14 protein-coding genes and 4 tRNA genes are annotated in these 16,943 nt (G+C 40.5%); 8 read left to right on the forward strand and 10 right to left on the reverse strand.

Annotation, left to right across the window (positions count from 1 at the left end):
- Nucleotides 1-11: 11 nt before the first annotated feature.
- From BM107_RS02750 to BM107_RS02760, 3 genes are read right to left on the reverse strand one after another with little or no spacing between them, the layout of a single operon-like run.
- Nucleotides 12-941, reverse strand: a complete 930-nt coding sequence (locus tag BM107_RS02750; protein ID WP_090980071.1) for an NADP-dependent oxidoreductase — start codon at nucleotides 939-941, stop codon at nucleotides 12-14.
- A gap of 12 nt (nucleotides 942-953) precedes the next feature.
- The gene (locus BM107_RS02755) at nucleotides 954-2,327 is read right to left on the reverse strand and encodes an NAD-dependent succinate-semialdehyde dehydrogenase (protein ID WP_090980073.1); all 1,374 of its coding nucleotides are present in this window, start codon (nucleotides 2,325-2,327) and stop codon (nucleotides 954-956) included.
- Between the two features lie 53 nt (nucleotides 2,328-2,380).
- Nucleotides 2,381-3,526 carry a PAS domain-containing sensor histidine kinase gene (locus BM107_RS02760; protein WP_090980075.1) on the reverse strand — a complete coding sequence of 382 codons (1,146 nt, stop codon included), beginning with the start codon at nucleotides 3,524-3,526 and terminating at the stop codon, nucleotides 2,381-2,383.
- A gap of 318 nt (nucleotides 3,527-3,844) precedes the next feature.
- Here BM107_RS02760 and BM107_RS02765 point away from each other — a divergent pair, with 318 nt between their 5' ends.
- Entirely contained in the window at nucleotides 3,845-6,190 is a 2,346-nt protein-coding gene (locus BM107_RS02765; protein ID WP_244278712.1) for a TonB-dependent receptor, read from the forward strand.
- Between the two features lie 230 nt (nucleotides 6,191-6,420).
- Here the strand turns inward: BM107_RS02765 and BM107_RS02770 are convergent, their stop codons facing one another.
- The 3 genes from BM107_RS02770 to BM107_RS02780 form a co-directional block, all read right to left on the reverse strand.
- A complete protein-coding gene (locus BM107_RS02770; RefSeq protein ID WP_090980079.1) occupies nucleotides 6,421-6,618 on the reverse strand; it encodes a hypothetical protein in 198 nt (65 codons plus the stop codon).
- A gap of 167 nt (nucleotides 6,619-6,785) precedes the next feature.
- Nucleotides 6,786-7,376, reverse strand: a complete 591-nt coding sequence (locus BM107_RS02775; protein ID WP_090980081.1) for a DUF502 domain-containing protein — start codon at nucleotides 7,374-7,376, stop codon at nucleotides 6,786-6,788.
- 221 nt (nucleotides 7,377-7,597) lie between these two features.
- Entirely contained in the window at nucleotides 7,598-10,057 is a 2,460-nt protein-coding gene (locus BM107_RS02780) for a bifunctional UDP-N-acetylmuramoyl-tripeptide:D-alanyl-D-alanine ligase/alanine racemase (RefSeq protein ID WP_090980083.1), read from the reverse strand.
- A gap of 61 nt (nucleotides 10,058-10,118) precedes the next feature.
- Here BM107_RS02780 and BM107_RS02785 point away from each other — a divergent pair, with 61 nt between their 5' ends.
- The 3 genes from BM107_RS02785 to BM107_RS02795 all read left to right on the forward strand — a co-directional run bounded on the left by BM107_RS02785 (nucleotide 10,119) and on the right by BM107_RS02795 (nucleotide 10,930).
- Nucleotides 10,119-10,607 (forward strand): regulatory protein RecX, encoded by a 489-nt coding sequence (locus tag BM107_RS02785; protein WP_090980085.1) that lies wholly within the window; start codon nucleotides 10,119-10,121, stop codon nucleotides 10,605-10,607.
- A gap of 94 nt (nucleotides 10,608-10,701) precedes the next feature.
- Nucleotides 10,702-10,777: transfer RNA gene (locus tag BM107_RS02790), tRNA-Gly, on the forward strand.
- A gap of 69 nt (nucleotides 10,778-10,846) precedes the next feature.
- A tRNA-Leu gene (locus tag BM107_RS02795) sits at nucleotides 10,847-10,930 on the forward strand.
- 81 nt (nucleotides 10,931-11,011) lie between these two features.
- Here the strand turns inward: BM107_RS02795 and BM107_RS02800 are convergent.
- Both BM107_RS02800 and BM107_RS02805 read right to left on the reverse strand, forming a co-directional pair.
- Nucleotides 11,012-11,467 (reverse strand): hypothetical protein, encoded by a 456-nt coding sequence (locus BM107_RS02800; RefSeq protein WP_090980087.1) that lies wholly within the window; start codon nucleotides 11,465-11,467, stop codon nucleotides 11,012-11,014.
- Nucleotides 11,468-11,494: 27 nt separating this feature from the next.
- On the reverse strand, nucleotides 11,495-12,196 hold the full coding sequence (locus BM107_RS02805) for a hypothetical protein (RefSeq protein ID WP_159435185.1): 702 nt from the start codon (nucleotides 12,194-12,196) through the stop codon (nucleotides 11,495-11,497).
- Between the two features lie 589 nt (nucleotides 12,197-12,785).
- Between BM107_RS02805 and BM107_RS02810 the strand changes: the two genes are divergently transcribed.
- The 4 genes from BM107_RS02810 to BM107_RS02825 all read left to right on the forward strand — a co-directional run bounded on the left by BM107_RS02810 (nucleotide 12,786) and on the right by BM107_RS02825 (nucleotide 15,281).
- Nucleotides 12,786-12,861 (forward strand) — tRNA-Gly (locus BM107_RS02810).
- Between the two features lie 68 nt (nucleotides 12,862-12,929).
- Nucleotides 12,930-13,013, forward strand: a tRNA-Leu gene (locus BM107_RS02815).
- A 201-nt stretch (nucleotides 13,014-13,214) separates the two neighbouring features.
- A complete protein-coding gene (locus tag BM107_RS02820) occupies nucleotides 13,215-14,087 on the forward strand; it encodes a helix-turn-helix domain-containing protein (RefSeq protein WP_244278713.1) in 873 nt (290 codons plus the stop codon).
- A 78-nt stretch (nucleotides 14,088-14,165) separates the two neighbouring features.
- A complete protein-coding gene (locus tag BM107_RS02825; protein WP_090980090.1) occupies nucleotides 14,166-15,281 on the forward strand; it encodes an FAD-dependent monooxygenase in 1,116 nt (371 codons plus the stop codon).
- Between the two features lie 134 nt (nucleotides 15,282-15,415).
- Here the strand turns inward: BM107_RS02825 and BM107_RS02830 are convergent, their stop codons facing one another.
- On the reverse strand, nucleotides 15,416-16,249 hold the full coding sequence (locus tag BM107_RS02830) for a transporter (protein ID WP_090980093.1): 834 nt from the start codon (nucleotides 16,247-16,249) through the stop codon (nucleotides 15,416-15,418).
- 192 nt (nucleotides 16,250-16,441) lie between these two features.
- Nucleotides 16,442-16,855: an NAD(+)--rifampin ADP-ribosyltransferase gene (gene arr / locus BM107_RS25305; protein WP_397238358.1), complete on the reverse strand. Its 414-nt coding sequence runs from the start codon at nucleotides 16,853-16,855 to the stop codon at nucleotides 16,442-16,444.
- Nucleotides 16,856-16,943: the final 88 nt, after the last annotated feature.

The raw sequence follows: 16,943 nt of genomic DNA on the forward strand, positions 1-16,943 counted from the left end.
TATAATTGATGCTAAATCACCTGCAAAACAATTTTTCCTCTCGTATGCCCTTGTTCACTTTCCATTTGCGCCTGTTTTGCACTCGTAAAAGGCAAAACTTTATCAATAATGGGTTTAACTTTTCCTGAATCTATCAAACCGGCTATTTCAGTCAGTTGTGCAGGAATGGACTGCGCCATAAAACCAATCAGGTGAACTTTTTTAACCTTGGCTTCGGCCACAAATTCCGGCATTAAAGTCGTAATTACGCGTCCGCCTTCTTTTAATATATTTAATGATTTGAGCTGCGTTTCTTTTCCAACTGTATCCAAAACAAGATCCACATCTTTTACCACAGACTCAAAATCCTCCATTTTATAATCTATCACTTCATCAACGCCCAAACGCTTCAAGAAGTCGGTATTAGTATCTGATGCGGTACCGATAACATAAGCACCTTTCCATTTTGCAAATTGTACAGCATACGTACCTACGCCACCAGCTGCAGCATGGATCAATACTTTTTGTCCGGATTTCAGCAAACCATGATCGAATAGACCCTGCCATGCGGTTAAGCCGGCCAAAGGCACAGCAGCTGCTTCGGTATGTCCTATACTCGTCGGTTTCAAACTGATGATATTGGCTTTTACTACGATGTATTCGGCATAGGCCCCATTTTTTGTTGGATCAGGTCTACCATATACTTCATCACCTTTTTTAAAGGCGCTTACTTTTTCTCCAATTTCCTCCACGGTACCGGAAACGTCCCAGCCCAATGTTAAAGGTAATTTTGCGGAAAATTTATCTTTACGTTGTCCTTCCCTGATTTTCCAATCAACCGGATTAACGCTGGTTGAATGCACTTTGATCAATACTTCGTCGGGAGCTGGTTGGGGGATTGGAATTTCGTCAATTGATAACACTTCCGGACCGCCATACTCATGGATTCTAACTGCTTTCATATTAGGATATTATTATTTGATATATACTGTTTTAATATTCACAAACTCATGGATACCAAACATGCTTAACTCTCGGCCGTAGCCAGACTGATTGATACCACCGAAAGGCAAAGCAACATCTGATTTTACGCCCTGGTTTACAAAACAGGAGCCTGCCGCCAGTTTATTACGCGCAATATCTTCTGCCAGTGCGTTGTTTTTAGTAAAAACAGCCGCCCCTAGTCCAAAATTGGTATCATTAGCAATATGGATGGCGTCATCGGCATCTTTTGCAGTAATGATGGCAGCTACCGGACCAAACAGTTCCTCATCATATGCCAGTACGCCTTTATTTACCTGGGTTAAAATAGTGGGTTGATAATAGGCATGGTGACCTGCAATAGACGGAATCTCGCCTCCCAGGATACATTTTGCCCCTTGTTCTATGCTTTTTAGTACTTGTTGATGCAGTTCATCGCGAAGTTCGGCCCTGGCCATTGGTCCAAGATCTGTTTCAGCCAATAGTGGATCGCCCGTTCTTTTGCTTTCCATTTCGCCTTTAAAAAGTTGCGTAAATTTTTCTGCTACTGATGCTTGTACAATGAAGCGTTTAGCGGCAATACAGCTTTGTCCGTTGTTGATCAACCTGGCTTCGGCACATATTTTTGCTGCCTCTTCCAAATCTGCATCTTCCAAAATAATATACGGATCGCTACCTCCAAGTTCCAGAACTGTTTTTTTAATCAGTTTGCCTGCCTGTTCCGCTACTTTTTTGCCTGCTTCGGTACTACCCGTTAATGTTACCGCCTTGATATATGGATTTTCAATTACTTTCGGGATGGCCTTACTGCTGCAGATCAGCGTTTTAAAAACGTGTTCCGGAAATCCTGCATCCTCAATTATCCTTTCTATTTCTAGCGCGCAGCCGGTAACACCCGATGAGTGTTTCAATACACCCGCATTGCCGGCCATTAAGGCGGGAGCAAGAAAGCGAAATACCTGCCAGAATGGGAAATTCCAGGGCATAATAGCCAGTACCACACCGATAGGTTGAAAGCTCACATAACTTTTGGACGCATCTGTTTCGATGAGCTGATCGGCTAAAAATCCGGATCCATTTTTAGCATAATATTCGCAAACGGCGGCACATTTAAGTATTTCGGACACACCGGCCTTTAATGGTTTGCCCATTTCTAAGGCCATCAGTCCGGCCAACTCATCCTTGCGCCCGGTTAAAAGTTTTGAAACCTGCAACAGTAATCCGGAACGGGTTTCGAAATCAGTTTCCTTATAGTTTAACCATGCCTGATGCGCCTGATCTATCTTCTGACCGATCGAATGATCAGTATCTTCCCGGTATTTTTTTATGATTTCCCCATTTATAGGGTTTATAGACGAAATGCTCATTTAATGATAACAAATGAGCATTTTAATTGTGTTGTTTATTTTAGATTAGTGGATTAAGAAGCAAGTGGAATACGGAAATGAAAGGTAGAACCTTTGCCATATTCACTTTCTGCCCAGATTTTAGCTTTATGCGAATTAATGATCTCAGCGCTCAGGTACAACCCTATTCCAAATCCCGAAATGGTTCTGGTCTGCTGGCTTGAAACACGATAAAACCGGTCAAAAAGTTTTTCCAGATCATGGGCCTGAATACCAATACCAAAGTCAGTTACCGATACATGAACATCATTGTCGCTGATCACCGATTTAACTAAAACCGTGCTGTTTAAATCTGAATATTTTACGGCATTGCTGATCAGATTTGAAATAACAGAACCAATTTTATCTTTATCGGCGTAAATTAATTTAGATGCCCCTGCTTCAAAATCGATTTGATTACCGGGATAAATTAACCTTAAGTCTTCTACCACATCCAAGGCTACCTTATCCAGGTCAAAATGCGATAAATTCAATTGGATTTCTCCCGATTCCAAACGCGATACATTTAAAAAAGAACTGATCAGGGTACTCATTTTGCGAATCTGCTTCTGAACCTTCGCCAATGTGTTTGTCACAAAAACATCTGCCAGGTTTTTACTCTGCATCAGTTGTACGTAAGCACTGATGGATGTTAAAGGTGTTTTCAGTTCATGGCTTACCATGCTGATAAAATCATTTTTTTGTTGTTCTTCCTTTATACTGATTAAAATCTGTTCCTGATCGAGTGCTTCACGCTGTAGTTCAGTTTCTTTAATGGCGTTTTCGGCTTTTACCATGTCGGTAACATCACTTGCCGTATGAAGAATACAATATGGAATTCCAGACTCATCTTTTATTGCCCGGTATTCGTAGCTATAATAAGCAGTTTGAAGCCTCCCATCCCTCATCGTTTCAGCCGGTATTGCGTTACCTTTATCGGTAACTCCTGTTAACATTACGTTTTTTAGCATATGGATAAAAGGCTGCCCCTTTAATTCGGGCACGGCATGTTCCAGTGGTTTACCGATAATAGACCGGTCTTTGCCCCAAAAATCAATCATGGCATCATTAGCCATTTCAATTACAATATCCGCTGATGTGTAGATAGCTGTTGCATCTTTTGATAAAGAAAGAACCTCTAAAAGCTGATCATTGCTTAAAACTTTTGAATATCTTTCCATTTATACTTTAAATTAAAACCGGGCTACGACAATATGTTGAATAAACCAATTGAACTAGTTATGATACAAGCCTAACTTCACAAATGTTTGGCTATTCTTCCAAATTGTTGATTTTAATAATCTTTCATTCCTTTTAATTCATATAACGGAGTTCAGCATTTCAATTAAGCTTATTTAGAATAAATAAAAATAATTTGATTTTGACCCGCAAAATTGTTTTCTTTGCGCCAAATAAGAATCAATCTAAATAAAATGAATAAAAATTTTACGTTTCTTTTAAATTTCATTGTCCTTTTTCTGGTTTTGACAGGAAATATCATGGCACAAGATAAAACAGGGTCAATTGCAGGTCTTATCAAAACCAGCGATGGCATCCCGGCAGGTTACATCAATGTTGGTTTGAAAAATACAGGTAAAACCACCCAAACTGACGAAAAAGGTAATTTCACGATCAAGAATGTTCCGTCTGGCACTTACATCATCAAGATATCTTCTGTAGGCATTTCTGCACAGGAAAGGTCAGTTGTGGTAACTAACGGTCAAACCGTAAATGCCGATTTTACCATAGCAGAATCATCTTCGCAATTAGATGAAGTAGCGGTTAATGGTTATAAAACTCCCAATAGAAAGCCGGTTAATTTAGGTAAAATTGCCATTGCGCCTATTGATCTTCCACAGGCTGTGCAAATTATAGGAAATCAGGTTATTACGGATCAGCAAGCAAATACCCTTGGTGATGTCATGAAAAATGTAAATGGCGTTGCTTTAGGTGCCAATCGCGGGGCCGTTGGCGAAAACTTCTATGCCAGGGGTTATAGCCTGGGCAGCAATAACATTTTTAAAAATGGCGCAAGAACAACTATTGGCGGCAGCCCGGAAGCGAGTACACTTGAATCAGTAGAAGTGTTAAAAGGTAGTGCTGCTTTACTTTATGGTGGTGTAACCGGTGGAGCCGTTGTAAATATGGTGACTAAAAAGCCTAAATTTGAAACTGGTGGTGAAATCAGTATGCGGACAGGTAGTTATGATCAATACAAGCCAATGATTGATTTTTACGGTCCGATATCCAAGAAACTAGCCTTTAGGGCAATCAGCACTTATGAAAATGCAGGAAGTTTTCGGGATAATGTAAAATCAAAACGTTTTTATGTTAATCCATCAATGTTATATCAGATAAGTGAGCAAACGGAAATTTTGATCCAGGGTGATTATTTGAAAAGTGATTTCACGCCCGATTTTGGTGTGGGATCGGTGAATAACCAGATTGTAGATTTTGGACGAAGTGCATTCATCAACACACCATGGGCTTACAATAAAACAAATACGGCTACTGCACAGGCCAATATCACCCATAAATTTAACAGCAACTGGAAGTTAAATGCCATTGGTTCCTTCCAATCTTACAATCGTAATTATTATGGATCTGACCGCATCCAAGCCAATACATCGGGTATTGCAGCGAGAAATCTTTCGAGAGCACTTAGTAAAGAATTTACTTATAACCAGCAAATTAATGTTAACGGGAGTTTCCATACGGGAAAGATTAAACATACCGTTTTATTTGGTGCAGATGCCGATCAATCCAGAGTAACCAGTAATGCCTTCGCTTATGGTAAAGATGCGAAGGGTGCCAATATCACAACCTTAAATTATGGCAATGTAAATGTATTTGATCCGGCCACCTATTATGGTTCAGGGGTAATGCCTGAAGCTTTTGCCATAACCAGCACACTTGCACCGATATACAGATATGGTGCTTTTGTTCAGGACTTGATCGAAGTAACTGAGCAATTTAAGGTTTTGGCAGGTCTACGTTATACAGACCAGAAAAATGCCAGTTCAAGGGCCTTGAATTTAGAAACCGGAATAACTACACCGGGCGCAACAAAGTTTGATGATGCTTTTTCTCCTAAATTAGGATTAATATACCAGCCTCTTAAAACTACATCGCTGTACATCAGCTATGCGGGCAACTTTATTACCAATACCGGTACCGACATTTATTTTGAGGCGCTTCCGCCATCATTGGTAGATCAATATGAGGCTGGTATAAAAAATGATCTATTCGGAGGTAGGTTATCGGCCAATCTAACTTATTACAAAATCAGGAACAACAACACTGCGCAAACCGCTATGTACGATCAAAATGGTAACCTTAACTCCAACACCAACCTCAAACAATTAAACGGAACTACCGTAAGTGACGGGCTTGAAATCGATTTAACAGGCGCTATCTTAACCGGTTTAAATTTCACGGCAGGATTTAGCTACAACTTTATGCGCTTTACCAACACGCCTGATGTTACCGGTATGATTGAAAATGTTCGCCTGGTGGGTACAACAAAAAACACGGCGAACGCAACCTTATTCTATACTTTCCAGGATGGAGCAATAAAAGGTTTAAAATTGGGTGCCTCTGCATTTTATACCGGCAAACGCAACGGCGGCTGGAACGATGCTAAAAATGCGACAACACTAAGGCTAATCCCGTTAAGCGCCTTTACCACATTTGATCTTTCTGCGGGGTACAGCTGGAAAAAGTTCTCGCTGCTTGCAAAAGTTTCTAACCTTACCAATGCACTGAATTATTTTGTGCACGAAAACTATAGTGTAAATCCCATTGCTCCGCGCCAATTTGCCACTACCTTGTCTTATAAATTTTAACGAAAAAGGGTTAAAGAAAGTCTAATCCAGATCCATCACTTCAAGCTCAGCGCAGGTGAGCTTGAAGTGATATTAATTTTTTTTATAATACAAATAGGTTGACGTTGAAAGCGTTCAACTTATTTTCTATAATAATCGCCCTAGGCACAAATGATCAATGGTTCTCTTTGCGCTCTCGCACAGCAGACAGGAAGTATCCAGCAAAAACTGATCACGTAATGCCAATAAAATTAAAGGATAATTAATATCGTGCCCGTTTTAGATAGTTTGAAATAATAGTGGTATTCACCATAGCGCTCCACCTTTTCAATTTCGCACACTTTGCCGGATTTGCCGTATTCATCTGATAAAAAATCCCCAATTCTAATGCTGTCCAGCTGGTTAATATCAAGTGATGCTCTTTTAATGAATTTTCCCTTATGTTCCATAATGATTGCGTATTTGCATACTTACGCAATCACAACCACTTTGGTTTTTTATACGGTAAAGTAAACGTAAATCGAAACTCCATCAAATTTATATTGATTTTACACTTTCTGATTCTGTGCTTAAGGACACCGGATTTGACGATCGTAATTACTTTGAAAAGAGCGATCTAGAGTCCGCTTACTCCACCACTAACCACCAGTTTCATGGCATCAGCTGCTGTCATTTTTAAATCAGTAACCTTATCACGCTGCACAATACACAGCTGACCAGCAAAGGAATAAGAGAGCGGAAAATAAACCGCCACTTCATTGGGTAAATCCAGTTTATGCAAATCGTTTTGTGTTAAAAAACCAATTTTTTTTAAACCGCCTTCTACCTCAACCAATACCGGGTGGTTAAATTTCTTCTCGTCGCCTACAAAGGCTTCGGTTAAATCTTTTATGGAAGAGTAGATGAAATTAAACAGCGGCAGGCGTTTCATCATCCGCTGAAACCAGTTGTACATGGGCTCGGTAACCAAATTGGTTACAAAAATGCCGGCCAGCAAAATAATCGTCAAAACGGTAAGCAAACCCAGGCCCGGAATATTCCTGCTTTCGCCGGTAAGTGGATTTACACCAAGCACATTTTTTACATTTAACCAGCTATCAACTGTGGTAACCGCCCAAACGACAATAAAAATACTCACCGCAATGGGTACCACAATTAATAAACCTTTAATCAGATAGTTTAATATGGCTTTCCCAACTCTATTCATGGTGTAAAATTAGTGTTTTTTTAGTTCATTTGTTCACTAGTCATTAGTTCATTGGTGCAGGGTATAAATGTGCGATCTATCATTAGACTATTACTTAGCCTATTTAACAGAAATTAATGTGTAAATATCCATTATGCAGTCTGCCATACTCATGACCAGGGAACATCCCCGACCAATTGTCGATTTGGCGTACTACATGACTGGTGAACTAAACCAATGCGTTATTCATAGAAATATACACGTTTAACCCGCTGCGAAATATTGGTCAGGATTTCGTAAGGAATGGTACCGATATCTTTAGCCAGCTGCATAATGGTATGCTCCTTATTGAAAACGATAGCTTCATCTCCGGGTTTCACCTCGATGTCTGTCACATCCAGCATGGTCATATCCATACAAATTGAGCCAATTGTAGGCACTAAATGGCCGTTGATGAGCATTTTGCCAACGCCATTGCCAAAATACCTGGTGTAGCCATCTGCGTAACCAATTTTTACGGTTGCAATTTTTCCCCCGTTTGCCATAACTCCCCTCCTTCCATAACCTACAGTTTCGCCCGGCGCCAACTGCTTCACTTGGGTAACGGTTGTTTTAAGCACCATTACCGTTTGCAAACCGCGGTTATTGGTTACCGCAGAATCAAAACCATACAAACCTATACCCAAACGTACCATATCCATTTGCGCATCAGGCCAGCGTGAGATGCCAGAAGTATTCGAGATATGTAATAATGGCTTATAACCTAAAATATTAACCAATTGAGTCGCTACGATTTTAAATACATCAATCTGGTGCTGGGTAAATCCATCATGTTCTGCAGCATCGCTAGCCACCAGGTGAGAGAAAATACTCTGTACTTTTAGCCTGGCCGAATCTTTTAGCAGGACGGCCAAGGCATCTATTTCAGCCTGATCGAAACCCAGACGGTGCATGCCACTATCTATTTTAAGGTGTATGGGATAATCAAAATCGTAATCAGATAAGGCATTCAAAAAACTATTCAGGATCTCTACGCTATAAATTTCAGGCTCCAGCCGGTGTTTAATAATGGCTTCAAAGGCAGATTCTTCCGGGCTCATCACCATAATAGGCAAAGTAATTCCGGCTTTACGCAAAGCAATGCCCTCATCGGCATAAGCTACCGCCAAATAATCTACTTTGTGGAACTGCAATAAATTGGCAATTTCAAAACTTCCGCTGCCATAAGAAAAGGCCTTAACCATTGCCATTATTTTAACGCCAGGCTTTATTTTAGACCGGTAAAACTGCAGGTTTCCCACCATGGCATTCAGATCGATCTCTAAAACGGTATCGTGTATTTTTTGGGTAAGTAATTTACTGATGCGCCCAAAATCAAAGCGCCTGGCCCCTTTTACCAGTATCGTTTCGTGGTTAAAATGTAAACCCGGAAAAGCTTCAACAAAAGCACTGGTATCCTCGAAAAAATGCGTTTCGAATGTAAACAGATTGGCATAACGGGCTATGTTCGCGCCGATGCCGATTAAACGGTTTATCTTTTTTTGCGATAGCAACCCGGCTATTTCGGTATACAAATCAAGATCATCTCGGCCAGTTTCGAATAATTCGGAAAGGATAACGGTTTTCTTAGGATGCTGGTTTTGCTGGTTTAAAAAATCGAGTGCGATGGCTAAAGAAGAAATATCAGCACTATACGAATCGTCTATAACGGAACATTGGTTGATGCCGTTTTTTAATTCCAGACGCATGCTTACGGGGCTCAGTTTCTCCAACCGCAGATCGGCCTGCTCCGGGGTATAACCCAAAGCCAATAATATTGCCCAGCAGATCATGCCATTTTCTATCGAAGCTTTATCTTTAAAGGGAAGAATACATTCAATCTCCCTGTTTTGATAAATGGCCCTTAAATAACATCTTCCCTCAATAGGTTCAACAGTAGTGATCTGCAGATCTGCCGCCTGTTTACTGCTCCAGCTAAACTGTTTTTTACCAGGCAGGTTTTTTATACCTATTTCACTAACATATTCCGGTGCGTAAATCAATAGTTCGGATGTTGAAAAGAGTTTCAGTTTTTCGGTAAGTTTTTCTTTTTTAGAACTGAATCCTTCAGCATGGGCCTCACCGATATTGGTTAAAATTCCAATTTCAGGACGGATTATTTCAGCTAAATGTTCCATCTCATTCACCGCAGAAATACCGGCCTCAAATATACCGAGGGTATGCTCAGCCTCAATCTGCCATACAGAAAGCGGTACTCCGATCTGCGAATTATAACTTTTGGGGCTTTTAACAATATTAAAGTCGGCTGCTAAAAGCTGATATAACCATTCTTTAACGATGGTTTTCCCGTTACTGCCCGTAATACCGATTGTTTTTAAATCAAATTGATTCCGGTGATATGCGCTTAATTTTTGTAGCGCCGCCAAGGCATCATTTACGAGTAAAAAATTACCATCTGGATATTCATGAATATATTTTGCTTCAGTAACTACAAAATTCCTGATTCCCTTTGCATAGGCATCTTTAATAAATTCGTGTCCGTTACGGTGTGAAGAAAGCGCAAAAAACATTGAACTTTCTGGCAGCAAAACCGAGCGACTGTCAATAACCAGGTAATGGATAATAAGCTCTCCATCAAACAATTTGGTATTGGCATTTAAAATTTCGGCTATTTTGGAAACCGTATATATGGGATTTTGCATGTTATTATATTCAGAAAAATAAGGTAATCGCTTTTATTTTTACGAATTTCAGTAATTAATTATGAAAAGCGGTAAAGAAGAAGCAGTAATATTAGATAAAAAGCAAGCTTTGGCCAAAGCCGAAAGTTTTTGTGTTTACCAGGAGCGCTCGCAAAAGGAGGTGCGCTATAAACTGGTTGAATGGGGCATTCGCGGCGATGAACTGGAAGAAATTATTACCGAGCTGATCATCAACAATTTTTTAAATGAAGAAAGGTTTGCCAAACATTATGCATCGGGTAAATTTAACATCAAACATTGGGGCCGGATTAAAATAAAGCAGGGTTTGAAATTGAAAGGTGTTCCCGATAAAATTTTACAAAAAGCAATTTACAGTATCGATGAAGATGATTATTTACAGACGATAGAAAAATTAGCAGTAAAAAAAGTACAAAGTTTGGGTGAAAGTGATCCATTTAAGCGGAAAAATAAGCTGATGAGCTACCTTCAGGCAAAAGGATTTGAAACTGATTTAATTTTACTTGTACTGAAAGCCAGCAATTTAAATTAAATATTAAATTTTTAATAAAAAATCCCTTGACAGATATATAAATCTGCCTATATTTGCATCACCAAAACGAAACAACAACATCAGTTTTGTAAATGCGAAAGTAGCTCAGTTGGTAGAGCACGACCTTGCCAAGGTCGGGGTCGCGAGTTCGAATCTCGTCTTTCGCTCCAAAATGCCTTCCTACCAGAAGGCATTTATTTTAAAGTTAACCAAGCCGATGGAGATCGGCAGCGGCTAATGCTCGGGTGGTGGAACTGGTAGACACGCAGGACTTAAAATCCTGTGCTTTCAAAGGCGTGCGGGTTCGATTCCCGCCCCGAGTACATCAAAAAAAATCGAATAAAAACCTTTCAGAAATGAAAGGTTTTTTTGTTTTAATCACTTTTGTAGTTGAATCCTAATGCTCAGCTGACGCGCATTACCGGAAATGCTATTGAGTTTCTGTATTGCTTTCTAAACCGCACATATAAAATTGTGGTGATACACGGATAAAGCAGTGCAAAGATCCATAGTTTGGTCATCACATTTTTGCTATAATGATAACCATCCATTGATAAACTGGCAATAAACATCCCGATCAGCAAAACCGGTGCACCTGAAAAGCTAAGCCATGAAAAAAAGGAACTATTCCTGATTTCCCGAATGAAATTTAAAAGAACCGTGAAAGAACAAATGACCGCTGCAGCCAGGTACAATAACGAAAAACCAATGTCTAAAACGATATCGGCAAAATAAAGAATAGTAGCCTCCAGGCCGTTACCCGAAGCTGATGAATTGATAATGGTAATGATGTAGGCTACATACAAAATGAAGCCTGCCAGTAAATCGATGATCCAATATTTTAAAATAAGTTTGGTCATTACTTCTGTAAATCAGTTTAAATTCAGTTAATCAAATGCAACCAGTTTATCCCCGGGAAGATCATATTCGTAAACCCGGCCCTTCTCTTCTTCGACATAAAGCCACTGAACAATATTGCTGCCGTTTGGTCCTATAGGTGCAATTCCAATTACCCTGTAGCGCTGACCGTTCCTTTCTGCCGATTCGATAGAATAAGTCAGCTCCTCCCGTTTTTTTATGGCCGCCCGCAGTAAAGAGTTTTTGGTTTGGGTGAGGTAATATTCTGTTAAGCGATAAACCTTGTCAAGGTATGATGAAGTAAATTCCTCTTCGGTAGACCAGGTATATTTTATTTTTTCACCATAGTTAGTTCTGAAGGCCGTTACCGGTCCGTCGGCCGTTTTCTTTACAGAGACCAGCAACCTGGCGGGCATTTCGGCCTCTTGATCTCCCGGAACGGTAACCGTACCGTCTTTCCAGGTAACATGTATCTTATCTCCACGATTCAGGTTTCTGGTGGTATCCGCTTCATTGATCAGCACAATGGTACTATCGCCTTTCTTTGCCAAAATCTGAAAATAATCACCATCATCCAGATATTCTACAAAAGTCATCCGGTCAATGTGTTCACCACGGTTATTTCGTTTTTGTCCGGCAAGCGGCTTTTGCAGCGCCGGGCTCACCTTTACCAAATCTTGCTTCTGTGCTGTTTTAGCATTACAGGCCAAAAGCCCGCATACTGCTATCATGAGGAATGCATCTATTCGTCTTTTCATTCGGCAACTAATCTGATGTGCTTTAATAAATAAGCCTGACATATCCAGCCGAAACCGGAAATACAAAGCTATCATTCAGCGCAATCCATAAACCAGAGTAAGTTAATAAAAGTTTTTACTATTCAATCGCGTTTATTCGGATGGTGAACCGCTGCTTTATCGTCAATAACCTTTATCTGCAAGCAATCAATATTTAAATTCCCGGGGCAATGTTATTCCAGCTATCACCACAAAAAATAAATTTCTTTGATTTTCATCCTTGCTGAAAAAAGTTAATATTGAATGGCATCAACAATAACAGGAACAACCACATATTTTTTTTTATTTTTTTAACTGATGGAATTTTTGTCGTCTGAGCTGATCAAGCCGCTTTTAACTAGCTGATAATCTTAAAATTTACAGAATTAAAATCAAAATTCAATCAACTGATTTTTGTGATATACGCCATAAAAAACCACTGGAAACACTGATTAAAGCAAAAAAAATTAAATTATTTTTTGACAGTGATATTTATATTTCTATATTTGCAACCCCAAAGGAACACAACATATGTGTTAATTTTGCGAAAGTAGCTCAGTTGGTAGAGCACGACCTTGCCAAGGTCGGGGTCGCGAGTTCGAATCTCGTCTTTCGCTCCAAATGCCTTCCTACCAGAAGGCATTTATTTTTAAGTTAACCAAGCCGATGGAGATCGGCAGCGGCTAATGCTCGGGTGGTGGAACTGGTAGACACGCAGGACTTAAAATCCTGTGCTTTCAAAGGCGTGCGGGTTCGATTCCCGCCCCGAGTACAACAAAAAAATCGAATAAAAACCTTTCAGAAGTGAAAGGTTTTTTGTTTTTCTATCCATCTCATTGCTACTGCATGTTCCCTATTGTCGGGAATTCTACACTACCTACACCAGAAGAAGCTATTCCTAGATCGCTATATTTTGGAAAAAGGTGAGAACAAAGTTGTTTATATTTAAACTTTGATTTGTACAATAAGGCTTATGCAAAGTAATCGCGGAAAAATACCGGTTAATCCAATGGAAGATACCTCCAGCCAGGGTATTGCTATGGACAGAAACGACTTTAAAAAGATCGACTTTATTACTACTGCCGAAAAAGAAACCGCGATCAGGGCACACCGGGATGAAGGTTATACCTTTCATATTCTCGAAAAAGGACAGGTAACCATAGAAATTGATTTCAAAACCTATAAAGTTATGGCTCCGGCCATCGTTTTCCTCCATCCGGATCAGGTACATTGTATGCACGATATTGATGATATCTCGGTATCTTCGATGTCCATCCAGAGTGAATGCCTGAACAGAACTTACCTCAACCTATTACAAGACCTCACTCCCACCGCGCCCCTCCCGCTAACTATAGAAACCTTTGAGATAATTTCAGAGCACTTTTCACTTAGTTTAAAACTTTACCGCAACAAACAGAATAGACTTTACCATTTGTTGGTAAAAGACAGCTGTAACGCTTTAACCGCTTTGTTGATAAACGCATTTTTAAGTCACAAAAAGGCTGAAGATTCTTATTCGCGATTCGACAGCGTGGCGATGTCTTTCAGGAAGTTACTGGAAGAAAAGTATGTGGTATTGAAACGGCCAAGCGAGTATGCAGCATTAATGCATATCTCTGTTCCCTATCTAAATGAATGCATTAAAAAAGCAACCGGCCTTTCCGTATCGCGGCTGATCCAGGACAGGGTGATCCTGGAGGCGAAAAGGCTTCTCTCCCATACCGATAAATCGGTAAAAGAAATTGCGTTTCATTTAGGTTATGCTGATTACCCATATTTCTCCAGGTTGTTTTCCAAAGCCACTGGCTACACGGTAATGGGTTTTAGAAATAAAAACATCGATTAGTCCAATACTTGCTTCGATCTATTCTTTCTTGCTGTCGATAAGTTGCAGAATTTCGCGCTGTATTTAAACTCCAAGAAAATGAAACGTAATAAAAATGTGCTGATATCCGGTGCAAGTTTTGCTGGTCTTACCACTGCCTATTGGATGCAACAGTCAGGCTATGATGTAACAGTTATCGAAATCGGGGCTTCGCTCAAAAAAGGCGGCACTCCCGTAGATATCAAGGCGGATACCATAGAGATCGTTAAGAGAATGGGAATTTTCGAACAGATTAAAGCCCAGCGGGTAGGTCCGGAAAAATGGGAATTTAAAAACGCTGCAAACCAAACGGGTTACAGTTTAATTTTAAAACACCCGGGTGAAGAATTTCCAGACACCGAATTTGAAATGGAGCGGGATACTTTGCTCGGGATGATATACAACCTGGTTAAAGATGATGTAAGGTTCATATTCAATAACAGTATCGAACGGTTAAACGAATCTGCTGATGAAATGGAAGTTACGTTTAGAGATGGTTCATCAGAAAAGTATGCGTATGTATTCGGCTGCGATGGCATACATTCAGTGGTTCGTAAAATCTGGTTTGGCCACGAATCGGAGTATTCGCATTTTTTAGGTCAGTATTTTTCAATTGCAGTGGTAGATAAATTATTGGTTGAAAACGGTACTTATCAAATGTATTCAGAAGCGAATAAGGGCGCAGCGCTTTATGCCCATAACAATAAGACAGATATCATTTTCACCTTCAGACCCGAAAAAGAACTCAGCTATGATTTCCGCAATCAGCAGCAATTGAAGGAAATTGTTTCTAATCAGATGAAAGGCATGAGCTGGCGGGCTGCTGAATTGGAAGCCGAACTATTGCAGGCATCTTCTTTCTATTTTGATAAATTTTGTCAGATCAAAATGCCCTCATGGACAAAAGGCAGGGTAGCACTTATAGGTGATGCAGGCTATTGTGCTTCCCCGGCCGCAGGTATGGGAGGCTCGCTGGCAATTATCGGTGCAACCGCACTTGCAGATGCATTTGCAAATGAGGGACACGACTTTCAAAAGGCTTTCAAAACTTACAATAAAAAATTCAGGCCTTTCATCGAACAGATTCAGAAAGAAGCCGTCGCTACCCTTGATAAACTATTACCCGCCACCGAACAGCAGGCACGCGATATATGGGAAAATGGAATTGCTTTTTAACACCAAAGATTTAATCTGGATCCACGATCGCAGTGGAGCACAATTAGGACAGATGAAAAAGATAAACTGCCCTGCTTGCAATTGATACGGGAAGTGGCTGTTTTCGCAGATTCCTGTTTAATTATTTTGGCTTACTAAATCCGGACGGCTATGCCAAGAAAGTATTTTTTCATCGCGTCTTTCTGAACTCCATAATTAACACCGCCATCAATTTTTACATCACGTGCGATTTCTACCTGGACCGCAGCATTAAAAAAACTTGAATAATGATGTTGTTTAAAATCGTAGGTAAAGTAAGTTTCAGCTATACCGGTAATGGTTTTCCCGATCTCGTGGCTAACTGTTAGCGACTGAAGGTATTCCACATGCTTTTGGTCGCCAGAATTATCTTTTAAATGATCAAGCTCCACCTGCGTGCCAACTTTCCAGTCTGATGGTAATTTAACCTGCATGGGCACAATAAGCCCCTCTTCAAGTTTGCTGTTACCAAATGCTGCTGTCGGCAATGTAACATAGGGCAGTAATGCCATTGAAAAATCGCCTTTATCATTCCCGATCAGATTTTGTTTAAGCCGGAGATTTATATCGCCGAATCCTTTACTATTCTCAACTTCTCCTGTTTCATTATTTCTTTCTTTTTGCCATGTGTAGGTTTCAATGCCCACCTGCAGGGATATGCTGCCGGTAAGACCCATTTTGAGGTTAGCCCTATCGATCATTACCGTTTTTTGTGAGGAGGATTCCGATCGCTCGCGTTCCAGAGCGAACAGGTCGCTTTCATACTGAAAATGACCGGCATCCACCGTAATGGCAGATTCGGTAACATCTGGCCGATCTGTTTCCATTTCCCGGAGTTTTTCTTTCGGTACGGGCGAAAATATAGAGTAAGGCTTTTGAGCAGTCTGTGCCATAATGAACTTCGGCATCGTAAAAATCACAATAGCGGTAAGGAGATATTTTGGGTTCATATTTCAGTTTTTCTGATACTGCCACGTTCAGAATCTCGTTGCTGATAAAGTTTTTCTGATCGCATTAATAACGACTTAATAGTAGTCAGTTATTTACCTTAACAGCATGGGATGAAAGATTGTTTTGCATGCCAGAGAAGCGGCGAAGTCAAACTTGCCAGACGAGATTTCCGGTTGCCCTCCAGCTTCGCCTCAATTTATAATTTCTCCGTTGTTGGCGGCCAATTTTTCGCGCCATTGCTGTAGCTGTTCAGGCGTTTGCCTTAACCATTCACCTACTTCGCCAACTATTTTAAGTGGTTCTTTAGTACGATAAGAACGGGTCGGGTTACCCGGAAACTTTTTGTTAGTAACATTAGGGTCATCCTCAAAACTGCCCATAGGTTCAACAATATAAACACGTTCAGGGGCGTCATCTTTGACCAAAGCAGCTGCGAGGCCTGCGCCATTTACCAGAGCCGTAAAATAAATATGGTTCATAATGAGATCCGATTGGTAATTGGATGAATATCCGGCAGTCAGCAGATCACCTACCTTCAGGTCTGCTCTGGTGCCGTGATAAAAAGGACCACCATCAGCGGGCTGACTAACTGATGCCAATGCCATGGCCTGATGATGCTTTGCCCGATCAATGTCGCCCAGTGTCTGGTAACAATCGGCGATGTTCAGGTACAGCGACGGAAAGGCGGCCCTG

It is taken from the genome of Pedobacter suwonensis, assembly GCF_900111825.1.
Lineage (GTDB): Bacteria > Bacteroidota > Bacteroidia > Sphingobacteriales > Sphingobacteriaceae > Pedobacter > Pedobacter suwonensis.